This window comes from Ectopseudomonas khazarica, assembly GCF_017915135.1.
Lineage (GTDB): Bacteria > Pseudomonadota > Gammaproteobacteria > Pseudomonadales > Pseudomonadaceae > Aquipseudomonas > Aquipseudomonas khazarica.
In genome coordinates this window covers 3,405,561-3,422,203 of record NZ_CP068551.1, presented here as the reverse complement: position 1 = coordinate 3,422,203, position 16,643 = coordinate 3,405,561, and the positions used below count along the sequence as shown (strand labels likewise).

Annotated in this window: 14 protein-coding genes; all 14 read left to right on the top strand. The window is 61.7% G+C overall.

Features of this window, described 5'->3' with window-relative positions; translation table 11 throughout:
- The first annotated feature begins 40 nt into the window (after window positions 1-40).
- The 14 genes from rfbF (at window position 41) to JLK41_RS16225 (ending at window position 16,544) form a co-directional block, all read left to right on the top strand.
- Window positions 41-811 carry a glucose-1-phosphate cytidylyltransferase gene (gene rfbF / locus JLK41_RS16290; protein ID WP_152489117.1) on the top strand — a complete coding sequence of 257 codons (771 nt, stop codon included), beginning with the start codon at window positions 41-43 and terminating at the stop codon, window positions 809-811.
- The gene (rfbG, locus tag JLK41_RS16285) at window positions 802-1,869 is read left to right on the top strand and encodes a CDP-glucose 4,6-dehydratase (RefSeq protein ID WP_210389368.1); all 1,068 of its coding nucleotides are present in this window, start codon (window positions 802-804) and stop codon (window positions 1,867-1,869) included. The genes rfbF and rfbG overlap by 10 nt, the downstream gene beginning before the upstream one ends.
- Window positions 1,862-3,184, top strand: coding sequence for a lipopolysaccharide biosynthesis protein RfbH (gene rfbH, locus JLK41_RS16280; RefSeq protein WP_210389367.1), 1,323 nt, complete (start codon window positions 1,862-1,864; stop codon window positions 3,182-3,184). Before rfbG ends, rfbH begins: the two co-directional genes overlap by 8 nt.
- The gene (locus JLK41_RS16275) at window positions 3,184-3,870 is read left to right on the top strand and encodes a sugar phosphate nucleotidyltransferase (RefSeq protein WP_175253847.1); all 687 of its coding nucleotides are present in this window, start codon (window positions 3,184-3,186) and stop codon (window positions 3,868-3,870) included. The genes rfbH and JLK41_RS16275 overlap by 1 nt, the downstream gene beginning before the upstream one ends.
- Window positions 3,871-3,872: 2 nt before the next feature.
- Window positions 3,873-5,237, top strand: coding sequence for a GHMP family kinase ATP-binding protein (locus tag JLK41_RS16270; RefSeq protein ID WP_175253846.1), 1,365 nt, complete (start codon window positions 3,873-3,875; stop codon window positions 5,235-5,237).
- A complete protein-coding gene (locus tag JLK41_RS16265) occupies window positions 5,234-7,132 on the top strand; it encodes an N-acetylneuraminate synthase family protein (protein WP_210389366.1) in 1,899 nt (632 codons plus the stop codon). The genes JLK41_RS16270 and JLK41_RS16265 overlap by 4 nt, the downstream gene beginning before the upstream one ends.
- Before the next feature lie 25 nt (window positions 7,133-7,157).
- Window positions 7,158-8,963 carry a thiamine pyrophosphate-binding protein gene (locus JLK41_RS16260; protein ID WP_244976434.1) on the top strand — a complete coding sequence of 602 codons (1,806 nt, stop codon included), beginning with the start codon at window positions 7,158-7,160 and terminating at the stop codon, window positions 8,961-8,963.
- Window positions 8,960-9,718, top strand: coding sequence for a TylF/MycF/NovP-related O-methyltransferase (locus JLK41_RS16255; RefSeq protein ID WP_210389365.1), 759 nt, complete (start codon window positions 8,960-8,962; stop codon window positions 9,716-9,718). Before JLK41_RS16260 ends, JLK41_RS16255 begins: the two co-directional genes overlap by 4 nt.
- Window positions 9,708-10,766, top strand: coding sequence for an FkbM family methyltransferase (locus JLK41_RS16250; RefSeq protein WP_210389364.1), 1,059 nt, complete (start codon window positions 9,708-9,710; stop codon window positions 10,764-10,766). The genes JLK41_RS16255 and JLK41_RS16250 overlap by 11 nt, the downstream gene beginning before the upstream one ends.
- A 75-nt stretch (window positions 10,767-10,841) precedes the next feature.
- Complete coding sequence (locus JLK41_RS16245; protein ID WP_210389363.1) at window positions 10,842-11,822, top strand: hypothetical protein; 981 nt, start codon at window positions 10,842-10,844, stop codon at window positions 11,820-11,822.
- Window positions 11,822-13,099 carry a hypothetical protein gene (locus JLK41_RS16240; RefSeq protein ID WP_244976525.1) on the top strand — a complete coding sequence of 426 codons (1,278 nt, stop codon included), beginning with the start codon at window positions 11,822-11,824 and terminating at the stop codon, window positions 13,097-13,099. Before JLK41_RS16245 ends, JLK41_RS16240 begins: the two co-directional genes overlap by 1 nt.
- Window positions 13,099-14,013: a hypothetical protein gene (locus tag JLK41_RS16235; protein WP_206596252.1), complete on the top strand. Its 915-nt coding sequence runs from the start codon at window positions 13,099-13,101 to the stop codon at window positions 14,011-14,013. The genes JLK41_RS16240 and JLK41_RS16235 overlap by 1 nt, the downstream gene beginning before the upstream one ends.
- 93 nt (window positions 14,014-14,106) lie before the next feature.
- Window positions 14,107-15,429, top strand: a complete 1,323-nt coding sequence (locus tag JLK41_RS16230; RefSeq protein ID WP_210389361.1) for an FkbM family methyltransferase — start codon at window positions 14,107-14,109, stop codon at window positions 15,427-15,429.
- Window positions 15,430-15,482: 53 nt separating this feature from the next.
- Window positions 15,483-16,544, top strand: a complete 1,062-nt coding sequence (locus JLK41_RS16225; protein ID WP_210389360.1) for an NAD-dependent epimerase/dehydratase family protein — start codon at window positions 15,483-15,485, stop codon at window positions 16,542-16,544.
- The last annotated feature ends 99 nt before the right edge of the window (window positions 16,545-16,643 follow it).

The window sequence follows — 16,643 nt, the reverse complement described above, 5'->3', positions numbered from 1 at the left end:
CAATGAATTGTCGGTCTGAGCGGACGACCTGGGCGAGTCTATGAAAACAGTCATTCTGGCCGGTGGGCTGGGCACGCGTATCAGCGAAGAGTCTCACCTGCGGCCCAAGCCGATGATCGAGATAGGCGGCAAGCCGATCATCTGGCACATCATGAAGATCTACTCCCACTACGGCATCAACGATTTCGTGATCTGTCTGGGCTACAAGGGTTACGTCATCAAGGAGTATTTCGCCAACTACTTCCTGCACATGTCGGACGTGACCTTCGACATGGCAGAGAACCAGATGCACATCCACAACCGGCATGCCGAGCCGTGGCGTGTGACCCTGGTCGACACCGGCGAGAGCACCGCCACGGGCGGTCGCCTGAAGCGTGTGCGTGACTACCTGGGCGATGAGACCTTCTGCCTGACCTACGGCGATGGCGTCGCCAACATCGACATTCCGCAACTGATCGATTTTCACCGTGGCCACGGCAAGCTCGCCACGGTGACGGCCGTACAGCCACCTGGCCGTTATGGTGCTCTGGATGTCCAGGGACAGCAGGTGCGGGGCTTCCAGGAAAAGCCTCAGGGCGATGGCGGCTGGATCAATGGTGGCTTCTTCGTACTCGAGCCGGGCGTGTTCGATTACATCGACGGCGACGACACCACTTGGGAGTACGAGCCGATGCGTCAGCTGTCCGAACAGGGGCAGTTGATGAGCCATCTGCATCGCGGCTTCTGGCAGCCGATGGATACGCTGCGCGATCGTGTGCTGCTCGAAGAGCGCTGGAAGAGCGGCCAGGCGGAGTGGCGTCTATGGTCGTGAATACGGCGTTCTGGGCAGGCCGCCGGGTCCTGTTGACCGGGCACACCGGTTTCAAGGGCGGCTGGTTGGCGCTGTGGCTGCGGGAGCTGGGGGCAGAGGTCTGCGGTTATGCATTGCCGGCTCCCGACGGGCCTTCTCTGTGGCAGGTTGCGCAACTGCACGAGCAGGTGCCGGGGACCCTGGCCGACATCCGTGATACCCAGCGCGTGAGCGAGGCCGTAGCGACGTTTCGCCCGGAAATCGTCCTGCACCTGGCGGCTCAGCCGCTGGTGCGTGAATCCTACCGTGCGCCTGTCGAGACCTACGCGACCAATGTCATGGGTACGGTCAACCTGCTGGAGGCGGTGCGCCATTGCGACAGTGTGCGTGCGATGTTGGTGGTGACCAGCGACAAGTGCTACGAGAACCGTGAATGGCTCTGGCCGTACCGCGAGAGTGATGGCCTCGGTGGACATGACCCTTACAGCAGCAGCAAGGCCTGCGTGGAGTTGTTGTGCGCGTCCTGGCGCGAGTCGTTCCTGCGCGAGTCCGGTATTGCGCTCGCCACGGCGCGGGCCGGCAATGTGATCGGCGGTGGCGATTGGTCGGCTGACCGTCTGCTGCCCGATATCCTGCGTGCCTGGCAGGCCGGGCAGTCACTGACGCTGCGCTACCCGCAGGCCGTGCGCCCCTGGCAGCACGTGCTCGAACCGCTGCACGGCTATCTGCGCCTGGCGCAGGCGCTGGTCGAGCAGGGCGAGGCCGTGGCGGAGGCCTGGAACTTCGGCCCCGACAACGAGGGGCTGGTCAGCGTCGGCGAACTGGTCGAGCGGCTGGCCCGGCGCTGGCCTGATGAGGCGCGCTGGTCGGTCGAGGCGAGTGAGCAGCCGCACGAGGCTGGCCTGCTCGCGCTGGACTCCAGCCAGGCGCGTACCCGACTGGATTGGCGCCCGCGCTGGACCTTGCAGCAGTCCATCGAACGAACCCTCGACTGGCACCAGGCCTGGCAGGCCGGCGAGGACATGCAGACATTCAGCCGTGCGCAGATCGCGGCCTATCAAGGCGAAACCCATGAGTGAACAGACGGCGCAGGCGCTGCGGCAGCAGATTGCCGAGCTGGTGGAGCGCTATGCCGAACTGCAATTGGCTCCTGCTGCCTTCGAAGCCGGCCGCGATGCCGTGCCGCCGTCCGGCAAGGTGATCGGCGCGGGCGAGTTGAAAAACATGACCGAGGCCGTGCTGGATGGCTGGTTGACCACCGGGCGCTTCAACCAGGCCTTCGAGAAGCGCCTGGCCCGTTATCTGGGGCGGCGTGGTGTGCTGACCACCAACTCCGGCTCTTCGGCCAATTTGCTGGCGTTCTCCGCGTTGACCTCGCCACGTCTGGGCGACCGAGCGATCCGCAAGGGCGACGAAGTGATTGGCGTGGCCGCCGGTTTTCCCACCACGGTCAATCCCATCCTGCAGTTTGGTGCGGTGCCGGTATTCGTCGATATCGAACTGGGCACCTACAACATCGATCCGGCTTTGATCGAAGCCGCCATCGGGCCACGTACCAAGGCCATCATGCTTGCCCATACGCTGGGCAACCCGTTCAACCTCAAAGTCGTCCGCGAATTGTGCGACCGTTATGGCCTGTGGTTGATCGAAGATTGCTGCGATGCCCTCGGCGCAACCTACGAAGGGCGTCAGGTAGGCAGCTTCGGCGACCTGGGCACGCTGAGTTTCTATCCGGCCCACCACATCACCATGGGCGAGGGCGGGGCAGTGTTCACCGACTCGCCGCTGCTCAAGCGCATCGTCGAGTCGTTCCGCGACTGGGGACGTGACTGCTATTGCGCGCCAGGCGAGGACAACACCTGTGGCAAACGCTTCTGCTGGCAGCTGGGCGATTTGCCGGAAGGTTACGACCACAAGTACACCTACTCGCACCTGGGCTACAACCTGAAGATCACCGACATGCAGGCCGCCTGTGCCCTGGCGCAGATGGATCGCCTCGATGATTTCATTGCCGCACGCAAGCGCAACTTCGCCTGGCTCAGCGAGCGTCTGGCCGGCTGTGCCGAGCAACTGATCCTGCCGCACGCGACGCCAGGCAGCGAACCGTCATGGTTCGGCTTCCCGCTGACCCTGCGCGATGGTTGCGGCATCGAGCGGGTCGGGCTGCTGCGCCATCTGGATGAGCAACGTGTAGGCACGCGGCTGCTGTTCGCTGGCAACCTGACGCGCCAGCCCTACATGCAAGGCCAGCAATACCGTGTGAGCGGTGAGCTGACAGTGACCGACAAGGTGATGCGTGACACCTTCTGGATCGGTCTCTGGCCGGGGCTCACCGAGGATCATCTGGAGCATGCCGCGTGCAGCCTGGAAACCTACGTGCGGAGGCTGCGCTGATGCGTGCCTATGTGCTCTGCGGTGGTTTCGGCACGCGCCTGCGCAGCGTGACCGATGCGCAGAAAGCGCTGGTGCCGGTACACGGCGAACCGTTCCTGGCACGCGTGCTGCGTCAGCTGGCGCGCGCCGGTATCAGCGAGGCGGTGCTCTGCGCCCATTATCGAGCCGAGCAGGTGGCCGAGCAGCTCGCTGGCCTGGCACGTGACGCAGGGCTGCCACTGACGCTGGTGGTCGAGTCCAGCCCGATGGGCACGGGGGGCGCGCTGCTCAACGCGTTGCGTGAGCAGCCTGCGCAGGGCCGCTACCTGGTGCTCAACGCCGATACCTTCGTCGATGTCGATGGCTACAGGCTGATGATGCAGGGGCCCGGCAATGCGCTGCTGGGAGCACGTGTGGACGATCGCAGTCGTTACGGCAGCCTAGAAATCGACGCCGCTGGCCAGCTGCAGGCGTTGCTGGAGAAAGGTCGCGGAGGAGCGGGCCTGATCAACGCGGGCGTCTACGCTTTCACCTGCGATACCTTCGTCAGCGCTGCCGTGCGTGCGTGCTCGATGGAGCAGGAACTGCTGCCCGAGTTGCTGGCCCGAGAGGCCGTGAGTGTCATCGAGTACAGCGGTCGCTTCATCGATATCGGCACGCCGGAGTCGCTCGATCGCTACGCCAATGACTTTCGGATGGAGTCCTGATCATGAGCCTGCTCGCGCAAACCCTCAGCATCCGCGAACGGCAGAGCATTCTCGACGCCATCGAATGCATCGAGGCTGGCGCTCTGCAGATATCCTTCGTGGTCGCTGATGACATGCGCTTGCTCGGCGTGGTGACCAACGGTGACGTACGCCGCCACCTGCTGCAAGGGGGCAGAACGGACGAGCAGGTGACCGCCTGCATGAACGAGGAATTCCGCTCGGTGCAGATTGGCGTGCCGCGGGAGGACCTGCTCAAGGCCTTCGACCTGGGTCACAACGCGCTGCCGGGGCTGGATGAGCATGGTCGCCTGGTGGAGGTGTATACCCGGCAGATGGCCGCCAGCGCCGAGGTGCCCGTGCTGGCGCGTGCTCGCGCGCCCGTGCGCATGAGCTTCTGTGGCGGCGGCGCGGACCTCACCTATTTCTTCATCGACCACTCGGCGGCGGTGCTCAGTTGCACCGTGGGGTTGTACGCCCATGCCACGCTGATCCCGCGCGACGATGGCCGGATCAGCATCTTCGCTGAAGACCTGAAGCGCGAAGAACACTACAGCTCCCTGGCCGAACTGCTGGCCGCAGGGGAGAAGAGCCTGCTGGCCACCATCATCGCAGTGATCAAACCCAAGTACGGATTCGACCTGTACCTGCGTTCGGATTTTCCAGTGGGGTCGGGGCTTGGCGGCTCTTCAGCGGCCACCACGGCAACCATCGCGGTGTTCAACGAGCTGCGCCAGGACCGCTGGAACACCTACGAGATTGCCGAGCTGGCGTTCCAGGCCGAGCGCCTGTGCTTTGGCATCGCCGGTGGCTGGCAGGATCAGTACGCCTCCGCCTTTGGTGGGTTCAACCTGATCGAGTTCGAGAATCAGCGCAACCTCGTCCATCCCATTCGGCTGGAGGACGCCATCCGCAACGAGCTGGAGTCCTGCCTGGTGCTGTGCGATACCGGCATCTCCCATGACTCCGGGCGCCTGCATCAGCTGCAGCGTGAGGAGATCGAAGCCGAGCTGTCGCAAACCGAGCTGCTCAGTGCCAGCGTCACCCTGTGTCGGCGCATGCACCACTTTCTCATTCGCGGCGAGCTCAGGGCGTTCGGCACCTGCCTGGACGAAGCCTGGCAGTTGAAAAAGCGTTTCTCCTCGGCCATCAGCGATGGCCGGCTCGATGATATCTACGCAGCCGCTCTGGCCGCAGGGGCCTGTGGCGGCAAGCTGCTGGGTGCCGGCGGTGGCGGCTTCTTCCTGTTCTATGTGCAGCCCCAGCACCGCCAGCGCGTGGTCGACGCGGTAGGCGCGTTGGGCTGTCAGACCCAGAACTTCCGCTTCGAATCGAGCGGTGTGACCTCATGGCGAACGAAAATCCAATGACCTCATTTCTGATCGACGGCTTCCCGCTGGGGGGCGATCGCGTCTACGTCATCGCCGAAGTCGGCAACAATCACAACGGCTCTTTGGAGCTGGCGCGGCGCCTCGTCGATGCCGCCATCGAGGCCGGTGCCGACTGCGTCAAGTTCCAGCTGCGCAACCGCGACGCCTTGTACCGCCGCAAGGCCGATGGTTCGCGCGCCGAGGACCTGGGCGTCGAGTACATCCAGGACCTGCTGGACAAGGTGGAGCTCAGCCTCGATGAACACCGCGAGGTGCGCGCCTATTGCGCGCAGAAGGGCATTACCTACCTGTGCACGCCCTGGGACGAGCCCAGTGTCGACGCGCTGGCGGGTTTCGACGTGGCGGCGCTGAAGATCGCTTCGGCAGATCTGTGCAATCCCTACCTGATTGCCAAGGCCGCCAGCCTGGGCAAACCCTTGATCCTGTCCACGGGCATGTCCTTCGAGCATGAGATCGTGCGGGCCATCGAGCAGCTCAAGGCGCTCGGTACGCCGTTCGCCTTGTTGCATTGCAACAGCGCCTATCCGGCTCCGGAGGCCGATATCCAGCTTGGCTATCTGCGGCGCCTGCAGGAATTGCACGGCCTGATTGGCTATTCCGGTCATGAGCGCGGCATTGCCATCACCCTGGGCGCAGTGGCGCTGGGCGCCAAGCTGGTGGAACGGCACATCACCCTGGATCGGGGCATGGAAGGCCCGGACCATCTGGCCAGCCTGGAGCCGGGAGAATTCCGCCAGCTTGTCGACGGCATTCGTCAACTGGAGCTGGCATTGCCCTGGCAGGGCCCGGGGCGCCATGCCAGTCAGGGGGAACTGCTGAACCGCGAGAATCTCGGCAAGAGTGTGATCGCGGCACGCGACATTACCCGTGGCACCGTCATGGACGCTTCGATGCTGCGTATTGCCAGCCCTGGCCAGGGCTTGCCGCCGTATCGTTTACCGGAACTGCTGGGCAAACCGGCCGGGCGTGATATCGCCCAGGGCGATTTCCTCTTCGACAGTGACCTGAGCGAGCAGGCCCAGGAGCAACGCCTGGCGTTCGACCTGCCGATCCGCTGGGGCGTGCCGGTGCGCTACCACGACTTCCTCGACTACCGGCGGCGAATCAGTCCGGACCTGTTCGAATTCCACCTGTCCTACCGCGACCTCAGCCTCAAGCCGCAGCCGTTTCTCGCCGCAGTGGAGTGCTCACGGCTGGTGGTGCATGCCCCGGAACTGTTCGAGAACAGCGAGTTGCTGGACCTGGCTGCGGACGATCCGGCCTATCGCCAGCGCTCCATCGACAATTTGCAGCGGGTGGTGGATGCGACCCTGGAGATCGGCGAGTTCTTCCCTGAAGCCGATGCGCGCCTGATCGTCGCCAATATCGGTGGTTTCTCCGCCGATGAGCCGCGTCCGCTGGCGATGCGTGCCGAGCTCTATGACCGTTTCCATGAGGCCTGCCGTCAGGTCGACTTCGCCGGTACCGAGCTGATCCCGCAGAACATGGCGCCTTTCCCCTGGCATTTCGGTGGCCAGCGTCACCAGAACATCTTCATGATGCCTGAAGAGCTGACCGCGCAGGCTCGCGAGCATGACCTGCGCCTGTGCCTGGACCTGTCGCACCTGCAGATGACCTGCTTCCACTTCGGCCTCGACTTCCAGCAGGCGCTGGCGTTGCTGCTGCCGCACTCGGCGCATCTGCACGTGGCCGATGCCAAGGGCATCAACGGCGAAGGCGTACTGATGGGCACCGGCGACATCGACTGGCCGGCCGCCTGGGCGCAGATCAAACGCCATCCCCATGTCAGCTTCATCCCCGAAGTCTGGCAGGGACACAAGGACCATGGCGCCGGCTTCTGGTCGGCCCTGCAATTTCTGACCCGGCTCGCTTGAGCGCCGGACTCGAGAGGTATCGAACGTGACTCAGACTGTCCGTGTAGCGGATTACATCATGGAGCGCCTGGCGCGCTTGAAGGTGGGGCAGGTCTACTTCTTGCCGGGTGGTGGTGCCATGCACCTCAACGATGCCCTGGGGCGTCATCCTGAGCTGGAACCCGTGCTTTGCCTACATGAGCAGGCAGCCGCCATCTCCGCCGAGGCGGCGGGCAAGCTTACCGGTGGTCCCGCTGCCTGCATGACGACCTGCGGCCCTGGGGCGACCAATACCGTGACCGCGGTACTTGGAGCCTGGCTGGATTCCACACCGGTGTTCTTCGTGTCCGGTCAGGTCAAGAGCGCCGATCTCAAAGCAGGCACCGGGCTGCGGATGCTGGGTGTGCAGGAGGCCGATATCGTTTCGATCGTCGAGCCGATCACCAAGGCGGCCGTCACGCTGACCGACCCTGAAGCGGTAGCCGAGGTATTCGACCAACTCGAGCACGCTGCGCTCAGCGGGCGCCGTGGCCCGGTGTGGCTGGACGTACCGCTGGATGTGCAGGCGGCGCAGGTCAACCCCTCCACCTTGCGCCGGGCGCAAGCACCTGTGGCGGTCGAGCAACCCGACATCAGCAGTGCTGTGGCGCAGACCGTGGCACTGCTGCGCGAGGCCAAGCGTCCGGGCATCATTGCCGGCAGCGGCATCCGTATGGCCGGGGCGGTCGAGGCGTTCAATCAACTGATCGACGCGGCGGGCGTACCGATCATGCCGACCTGGCTGGCCATGGATATCATCGAGGACGAGCACCCGTTGTACGGCGGCCGTCCCGGCTCAATCGCCCCGCGCTGGGCCAATTTCGCCCTGCAGAACTGCGACCTGCTCATCGTCCTCGGCTCGCGTCTGGACATGGCGCTGACTGCATACAACCACGCACATTTCGCCCCGTACGCGAAGAAGGTGGTGGTGGATATCGACGCGGCGGAAATTGCCAAGCTGCAGATGCCCATCGAGGTGGCGGTGGTCTCCGACGTCAAGCCCTTCATCGAGGCACTGACGGCCAAGGTTTCCCGTGATCGACTGCCGTCCTACGCTGACTGGTTGGCGCGCATCGCTGGGTGGCGCAAGCAATATCCGCTGCTGCAAGCCGAGCATGCCGACGACAGTCAGGGCGTGAGCATGTACTACTTCACCGATCAGTTGTCCTTGCTGCTCAACGAAGGGGACGTGATCGCTCCGGGCAGTTCAGGCTTCGCGTCGGAGTTGTTCCTGCTCAACCTGCGCCTGAAGAAGGGCCAGCGCTGCTTCCATAACCGTGGTACCGGGTCGATGGGCTTTGGTATCCCGTCGGCGATTGGCGCCTGCCTGGCCTCCGGTCGCCAGCCGACTGTGTGTGTCGAAGGTGACGGCGGCTTGCAACTGAACGTTCAGGAGCTGGCGACCCTTGCCGCGCAGAAACTGCCGATCAAGTGCTTCGTCATCAATAACCAGGGCTATGCCTCGATTCGCACGTCGCAGAACATGCATTTCAAACTGCTGGTCGGCGCCGACTCCAGCAGTGGCCTGCAGTTGCCGGACCTGGCGCAACTGGCCAGCGCCTATGGTGTGGGTTATGCACGCATCGAGTCGCATGCTGATCTGCAGACCCACCTGCAGGCCGTGCTGGATCGCGATGGTCCGGTGATCTGCGAGGTGCTGGTGCAGGTCGAGGAGCCGCGTGTGCCTCGGGTGATGACGCGCATCGACGAGAATGGCAAGCCGGTATCGGGCGCCCTGGAGGACCTGTATCCCTTCCTTGGCCGCGAGGAACTGGCGCAACAGATGGCTGTATCGCTGGAACCTCCTGCATGAAGGCGTGGCTCAAGCGTCGTCTGACTGGCCTGTGCTATGGCTACCTGCGTGGCCAGCCTGACTGGGCTCATGAAAAATCACCAGAAGTGCGCCATGCGCGTGTTCTGCCCATGGCCAGCCACGCGCCATGGGTCAATGACGCCGCGTTTCGCGAGGTGTACGAGGCCGTGCGCGATCACACCCTGGTCGACATGATGCGCTTGTATGAATTGTGGACGCTGGTTCGCCAGCTAGGCGGTGTCGACGGTGATTTCCTGGAAGTCGGCGTGTGGCGCGGTGGCTCGGGATGTTTGATGGCGATGGCCGATCCGCGCGAGGGACGCAGGGTGTTCCTGGCTGACACCTTCAGTGGTGTGGTCAAGGCCGGCTCGCATGACACCAGTTACCATGGCGGTGAGCATGCTGACACCGGGGTCGATCTGGTCGTCGGGTTGGCTGAGCGTTGCCAGGTGGCGGAGCGGGTTCGCGTACTGGTCGGCATGTTTCCGGAACACAACGCGGAACTGGTCAGCGACAGGCTGGCACTGGTGCATATCGATGTGGATGTCTTCGACTCCGCTCGCGATGTATTGCTCTGGGCGGCGCCCCGGCTCGTGAAAGGCGGCGTGGTCGTTTTCGACGATTACGGGTTCTATGGCTGCGAAGGGGTCACGCGCATGGTCAATGAGTTCGCGATGCAGCACCAGGGCTATCGCTTCATGCATAACCTCAATGGACACGCAGTTCTGATCAAGGTGGCGGACCATGGCGAATGAGTTCGGCCTGGATCATTTGTTGATATACGGAGCAAGGCTTGCGGGAAGGCGGGTACGTGATTATCTGACGGCTCGCGGTCAGTCCGTGGACGCTTTTCTTGATCGGGATGAAAGCCTGAAAGAAGTCGATGGCCTGCCTGTCTATAGCGCCCAGCGTTGGGCGGCCAGTCAGGATCCGAGCACAGCCTGTGTGTTGATCGGCGTGTTCAACGCCCATGTGGATACCCAGGTCATTTTCGACGACCTCGAGGCCCTGGGTTACGCCCGCATTGTCAGCATGGTGGAGTTCGTTCGCCTCTACCCCGAGGACCAGCCGTTTCGTTATTGGCTGGTCGAGCCGCAGTTCTACGAGCGGCACGCCTCTCGTGTCGATTCGCTGCGCGCAGCGCTGGCCGATGAAGCCAGCAAGACGCTGCTGGACGCGATCGTGGGGTATCGCACCCAGGGTGACCCTCGCTGCCTGCCTCCGATTTCTGCTCAGCAATACTTTCCCAGCGACCTGCCTCGCCTGCCCGAACCGCTGCGTTTCATCGACTGTGGCGCCTACACCGGAGATACCGTCCAGGCGTTTCTGGGCGCGGGCGTTCGTTTCGCCAGCCTGGCGACGTTCGAGCCGGATCTGGATAACTATCGATACCTGACAGCGCAGCTCGGCTCGGTTCCCGGAGCGATCCATTTCCCCTGTGGCGTGTCGGACAGCAACCGAGTGAGTGGTTATGATCCCGCGTTGGGGGCGGGCGGTCACCTCATCGAGTCGGGCGGCAATCCCGTGTGCTGCGTTCGTCTGGATGACGCGTTGCCGGGTTTTGCTCCCAACTTCATCAAGATGGATGTCGAGGGGGAAGAACCTGCAGCGCTACGCGGTGCGGAGAATCTTTTGCGCACACATCGCCCCCGTCTGGCCATCAGTATCTATCACCGCGCCGAGCATCTCTGGGAGATAGCTGAGCAACTGCAGGATTACGACCTGGGTTATCGACTTTACCTGCGCTGTCATTCGCCAAGTACCTTCGATGTGGTGCTTTACGCTGTACCAGGACGCTCATGATCCGCATGGCTTCCCGGAAACCCTGGCAGTCAAACAGGCGCCGGTCGCTTTACAAGGAAATTTCAGGTGCGATCAATGAACGAACTTTCTTCGATGGCTGAGTCTGTCGTCGTTTACGGCGGCGGTCAGATAGGCGTCGGGTTCTGTCGGCGTTTGCTGCAGCACGGCGTGAGTGTGCGCGCCATCATCGATCGCAAGCCGGAAGGTGTCGCGGATTCGCCAGTGCCGGTAATGAGCGTCGAGGCATGCCTGCAGCAGCACGGTAACGTGCCGGTCTTCGTGGCGATAGGTAATGGCCTCGCTCATCCCGAGATCGCGCGTGTTCTGCGTGGTGTTGGCTATACGACGATTCTTCACCTGCCGGTTTATCTCCGCGGAGAGAAGGCCGCTGCCATGACGCGTGCGTGGAATGCCTTCTATTCCGGAGATTACGCTACGCCCTGCGCAAGCTTTGACGATCTGTATACCGTTCGAGCCACAGACTACATTCTGAGTACGTTGTCAGACTATGTGACATCCATTGTGCACAAGGACTACGTGTATACCGTGCGGCGCTCTTACGATGGCATCGATCACGACTACGCCGACTACTTCAAGTGGCAAGGCCAGTCGCAGGACCTCATCGACAAGGCGACGAACGTGCGTCTGGATGATCCGGTCGTCAAAACACTGCTTCCGTTCGATGAGCTCTTTACCCGGGAACAGGCTGAGTTCTACCGCTCCAAGACCTTCTTCGACTTGAGCGACTACTACCGCGAGGCTGCGTCCGTCGCCGTGTTCGACGAGGCGTTGCATCGTTTCAATATCCTCGATGGCTCCCATCGCGCGTTCTATCTTGAACGTCAGGGTTTCGATGGCATTCCGCTCAAGATGAAGAAGGATGAGTGGGAGGCGTATTTCCGCGAGCGGCAGGCGCAGGCTCTGATGGATCATTGCCGCACTCTGCACACGTTGCCTGTCGTCGTGAAGCATCCTGCGTTCATGTCGTTTCCGGTTCGTGAGCGTGAGCCGGACGCCGAGTTCATGCGCCTGCTCAAGGACCTTTGCCCGCTATGATGTGGACAGTGCACACGCCAGTCATTCTCTACGGTGCGGCCCATCGCGGCACCATGGTTTCGCGCTACCTGCGCAGTGGCTGCAACATCACCGGCTTCATCGATAAGCGTGCGGCCGAGATAGGCGTTCACGAGGGCATACCGGTCACGAGCTCTGCCGCAGCTGACAGGCAGGCTCTGGTGATTGTCTGCGTGAACAACATCTTCGAGCATGAAAGCATTGCGTTGAGCCTGGCTGCAGAAGGGTTCGGACATGTCATCTTCTGCCCCGTGGACGGCTCCAACATGTCGTGGCGGTCTGACCAGGATCGCGCCGTGATGGCAAGGATCTACAACGACATCATTGGCGAGCGATTGAGCCTGCCCACTGTGGTTCCCGAGTTGGACGGCCTGTTTCGCCCTGCCTACAAGGACGATGCGCTCATCGAAGTCGCGGCGGATGAGGTGCTGGCGTGGGTACCGGCATTGCTTGCGTTTGCACGCCGCGACGGCAACGGACTGTTCAAGGACAGTCCGGTGCTCACGCTGTTTCCCTACCTTGAACTGTTCAAGTGGTTCGATGGTGAGGCCGATGCGACTCCGGATCACTATATCGATCTGTATTGCCGTAACGCCGCCGAACAATTTGGCATCGCACAGACGGCTGCATGGATAGACAACGTGTTGAAAAGTCGCAGGCAGGTGTATGAACGCATGCGGCAGACCGAGTCCGTCGATCCTCTGTTTTTCCTGAATCATGCGGTCAACGCTGACTGGAATGCGGATGAGGGCCACTTCAACATGGACAGCGGCAAGCATCGCGCCGCTTTCCTGATCCATCGCAAGCGCTCGCTGGTTCCACTTCGGCTGTCGGCCCGCGACTATGAGACCTACCTCAATCGACCGGCTTTGCTGTCGCTGATCGAGCACATGATGCAAACGAATATCACCGAACTGCCCTATCCGGTGATGCATCCGTACTTTCTCAAGACGCCGTACCAGGCGGAAAGTGCCTATTACGAAACACTGCTGAAATTGTGCCGCTCGTTCGTGCTGGCGAACTTCAGCAATACTGGCCGGGTCAGTCTCAACGGCGTAATCCTGCGGGTCGAGCGCGCTGATCTAGAGCCACTGGCACAGGCGTTTGCGCTGCTGGGTTGTTCGATCTGCTACGCGTATCAGGAGAGCGAGCTCGATCGACGAGTCAGGTGTCTTTATCGGATTACCGATCGTTTTACCCGGCAGGACAGTGCGCCGGAGAAGTATGATTTCCTGTTGGATGGGCAGGGGGCTCAGTGATGCGCGTACAGCTGATCGACAGGTGCGCGAATCCTGATCTGCAGGAGCAGGTCGACGCTGCCATCGAGCAGATGGAGAAGCACTGTTCAGTACGCATACTGGGCTACGCGCCCATGGGCTCAATTCCGCTCGGAATGGGTAATGCGTCGTCTGATCATGATTTGCTGGCGCTCTACGAGCCGCACGGCACGCTCTCGCTCGAGCAGTATGACGTGCTCAACAACAAGACGCCGCTGTCGGGGGCCTTGCACATTGCCGGGCAGGTGAATCTACTGCTGGCAGACATCGAACTGTGCTCGCGCAGGTTCGCCGACATGCCCGAGGCGGCGTTTTTTCGGTCCTGCCCCCATCACCTCAACTCGCTGACCGTGCATGATCCTGCATTCGATATCGGTGTGATCCCCGGTGACAACTCACCCAAGGTAGCTTCGCTTTTTTCCGACATGTTCTATTACGGAGAGGGGGTTGTTACCGATCGCTTTGGCAGCATTCATGCCCGTTTTTCAGAGATGAAGGAACTGCTGCGCATCTATGACTTCTGCAAGCGCCGCTTCGTGACGACCTGGGGGCGACTTCAGCATTACCTGACAGAACCGGGCAATGTCAGGTTGCGCACCTACCTGCAGAGCCTCAACGACATACTGGCCATCGAATATGCACTCGACCATCTAGAGGTGCCGCCGGCGGACGTGTCGATCATGCTCAGCCATCTCGATGACGTTGAGGTGCTGGAGATCGCAAGGCGTTATGTCGAAATCAACAGCGAGGCCACACGCGCGAAGGAAAAACTGCTGATAGACCCGAACGAAGTGTTGAATCGATGGATCTCGAATCGCCTGGCGAGTATCAGGGCGCGCCTGCTGGCGCTGTATTCGCAGAACAGGGACTTGTCGTTTGATGTCGCTCTGGATTGAAGGCAGCTCCCCCGGGGGAGGACGGCCTCGTCGGGTTCATATATTGCTGGGCGCTGCTTGTTTGTCGCGGCCCTCGTCGCTAAGGCGTTAGACATGAAAACTACCCGTTTGCCCGAGTTCTATCCTGCTGCTGATGAGATGCAGGCGGGCCGCATCTACTCGCTTGCGCTTGCTGATGGCAAGGTTGTGCCGGTGAGCAGGTCCGAGGCGTTCCTGTGCGATGTTCATGATCACATACAGCTCAGGCACCCAGCGAAGTTGGCGGTTCTATCCCGTTTGCAGGACTACCCGAACATCAGTGCTCTGCTGGATGCCAGTGCCGTACTTGCGGAACTGGCAGGGCGCAGGCAGCGAATCAGGGAGTGGCTCGGAGAGGGCTTTCATATCTTTGGCGCCTTCAAGGTCGGTTTGCGGCTGGCTCGCCATGCGCGGGCTCTGGGGCTCGACGTCAAAGGTTTTCTGGATAACGACCCTGCCAAGCAGGGCCAGTTGCTGGAAGGGCTTGCGATTGATCTTCCCACCAGCACCATGCTGGAAAACTCGGTCGTCGTGGTCGCCAGCGGCCGGCACGGCAATGCGATTTCCAGGCAGCTGCGGCAGGTGGCAGGTATTCGCCTGGTCAACATGCATGAGTTCCTGTACGCGTTGGATGGCCCGGGCCCTGGCTTGGGGAACGAGAAGTTTTCGTCGTTCGTGGAGGCGCCGTTGTTGGAACCCTGGCGTTTCATCTCCGCGTTTCTGCGCCTGGATGATGAGGCATCGCGCAAGGTTTACGATGCGCTGATCGGTATGAGAACGCGTCTTTCCATCACCTCTGCGCAGCAGGTCATGTCGCCCTGGAGCGAAGAGTACTTCGACAGGGCATTCGTGCAGCCTGGGCACGCTGCACGTTTTGTCGATGCAGGCGCGGCATCCGGCGATACCCTGCACCGGCTGGAAGCGAATTTTGGCCCGGTCGAGCAGGCGTGGCTGTTCGAACCGGAACTACCGGCCTATTACGAGGCCCTCAGGAGTGTCTCTGACAGGCCCAACGTCTGGGTGTTCAACATGGGACTGGACGAAGCGCCGAGTCGGACGACCTATCAGCCCGAGCTGTCTTATGACATTGCGGGCGAGTTGAGCAGCCATGTCCCCGCAAGCATCACTTCCTACATCCAGGGGGTGCCTCTGGATGCCGTGGTGCAAGGCAAGGTCGGTCTTTTCAAGCTCGACATCGAGGGTATGGAGGCAGCGGCCCTGCGCGGTGCGCGCGCTGTCATCAGTCGTGACAGACCCACTCTGGCGGTCTGTGCCTATCATCGCTCGGACGATTTTTGGCGGTTGATGGACGAAGTATCGGCTATCCGCTCCGACTACAGAATCGGCATTCGCTTGTATGCGGATATTCTGGAAGACATTACCTTGTACTTTTATTGAAGTGAGAACGTGGATGCCCTCTTCGTCGATGCTCTGTCAGGGCCTTAACACTGATGCCTGATTTCTCCCCACATTCGCCGATCATCCAGCGAGCGTTGCAAGGTATCCCCGTTACGTTGGGGCTGCCTGACGAGTTGGCCGGGCAACATGTACTGCTGACTGGTGGTACGGGCTTCTTTGGACAGTGGCTGCTGGCGCTGCTCTATCAGTTGAACCTGCAAGGGGCAGGGGTGGAGGTCAGCGTGCTGTCTCGCACGCCGGCGCGCTTTCTCGACTCGCAACCACGCTACCGCGATTGCTCCTGGTTGCACTGGCTGAGCGGTGACGTTCGCGATCTCCGCGTGTTACCGGGACGTCCGGTGACGTTGATCCTCCATGCGGCTGCCGATACTTCCGCAGCTGCTCACGGCAGGCCTCTGGAACTCTTCGACACCATTGTCATGGGGGCGCGCCGAGTGCTTGAGTTGGCTGTGCAGCATGGTGCGCGCGTGCTGTTGACGGGATCCGGTGCGCAATACGGTGCTTTACCGGGCGCTTCTGACGAGGATGCTGGTGTCGTTGAAACATTTGCGGGCGCATGCCTCAGCACCAGTGCGAACAGTGCTTACGGCGAAGCGAAGCGAGCACAGGAAACGCTTGCCGCCATTTATGCGCAACAGCATGGTCTGCCTGTTGTGATGACGCGCTGTTTCGCTTTTTCCGGGCCTGGGTTGCCACTTGATGCGCATTTTGCGATCGGTAACTTCGTGCGCGATGCGCTGTGCGCGGATGAGATCGTGCTCCATTCCAGCGGGCAGGCGGTGCGCAGCTACCTGCATGGTGCCGATCTGGCAGGCTGGTTGCTGACGTTGCTGGCCAGGGGGCAGCCCGGCGAGGTCTACAACATAGGCTCCGACGAGGCTATCAGCGTGGCTGCGCTTGCGCAGCGGGTGATGGAGCGTGTTTCTCCAGGGAAACCCTTGCGGATGCTGGGTCAGCCTGATGACTCCAGCCGATCCTTCTACGTGCCTGACATCTCCAGAGCGCGCCATCTGGGGTTGGATGTATGGACGGCACTGGATCAGTCGATCGAGAGCATGGCTGCCTGGGCCAGACTCCAGGGCTACGGCAATTGAAATTCAACAAGGCAGCGTGCGAGCGAGGCCGTGACAGGGGGTAACGTGATGGATTGGGCCTCGATTGCAGGCGGTCGTTGTCAGGGTAAGCCCTGGCGG

Bases quoted from the DNA above. Each gene is read 5' to 3' on its own strand.
- JLK41_RS16250 (WP_210389364.1), top strand. From the start codon at position 9,708: ATGGCGAATGAGTTCGGCCTGGATCATTTGTTGATATACGGAGCAAGG.
- rfbF (WP_152489117.1), top strand. From the start codon at position 41: ATGAAAACAGTCATTCTGGCCGGTGGGCTGGGCACGCGTATCAGCGAA.
- JLK41_RS16255 (WP_210389365.1), top strand. From the start codon at position 8,960: ATGAAGGCGTGGCTCAAGCGTCGTCTGACTGGCCTGTGCTATGGCTAC.
- rfbH (WP_210389367.1), top strand. From the start codon at position 1,862: ATGAGTGAACAGACGGCGCAGGCGCTGCGGCAGCAGATTGCCGAGCTG.
- JLK41_RS16235 (WP_206596252.1), top strand. From the start codon at position 13,099: ATGCGCGTACAGCTGATCGACAGGTGCGCGAATCCTGATCTGCAGGAG.
- JLK41_RS16240 (WP_244976525.1), top strand. From the start codon at position 11,822: ATGTGGACAGTGCACACGCCAGTCATTCTCTACGGTGCGGCCCATCGC.
- JLK41_RS16230 (WP_210389361.1), top strand. From the start codon at position 14,107: ATGAAAACTACCCGTTTGCCCGAGTTCTATCCTGCTGCTGATGAGATG.
- JLK41_RS16265 (WP_210389366.1), top strand. From the start codon at position 5,234: ATGACCTCATTTCTGATCGACGGCTTCCCGCTGGGGGGCGATCGCGTC.
- JLK41_RS16275 (WP_175253847.1), top strand. From the start codon at position 3,184: ATGCGTGCCTATGTGCTCTGCGGTGGTTTCGGCACGCGCCTGCGCAGC.
- JLK41_RS16245 (WP_210389363.1), top strand. From the start codon at position 10,842: ATGAACGAACTTTCTTCGATGGCTGAGTCTGTCGTCGTTTACGGCGGC.
- rfbG (WP_210389368.1), top strand. From the start codon at position 802: ATGGTCGTGAATACGGCGTTCTGGGCAGGCCGCCGGGTCCTGTTGACC.
- JLK41_RS16225 (WP_210389360.1), top strand. From the start codon at position 15,483: ATGCCTGATTTCTCCCCACATTCGCCGATCATCCAGCGAGCGTTGCAA.
- JLK41_RS16270 (WP_175253846.1), top strand. From the start codon at position 3,873: ATGAGCCTGCTCGCGCAAACCCTCAGCATCCGCGAACGGCAGAGCATT.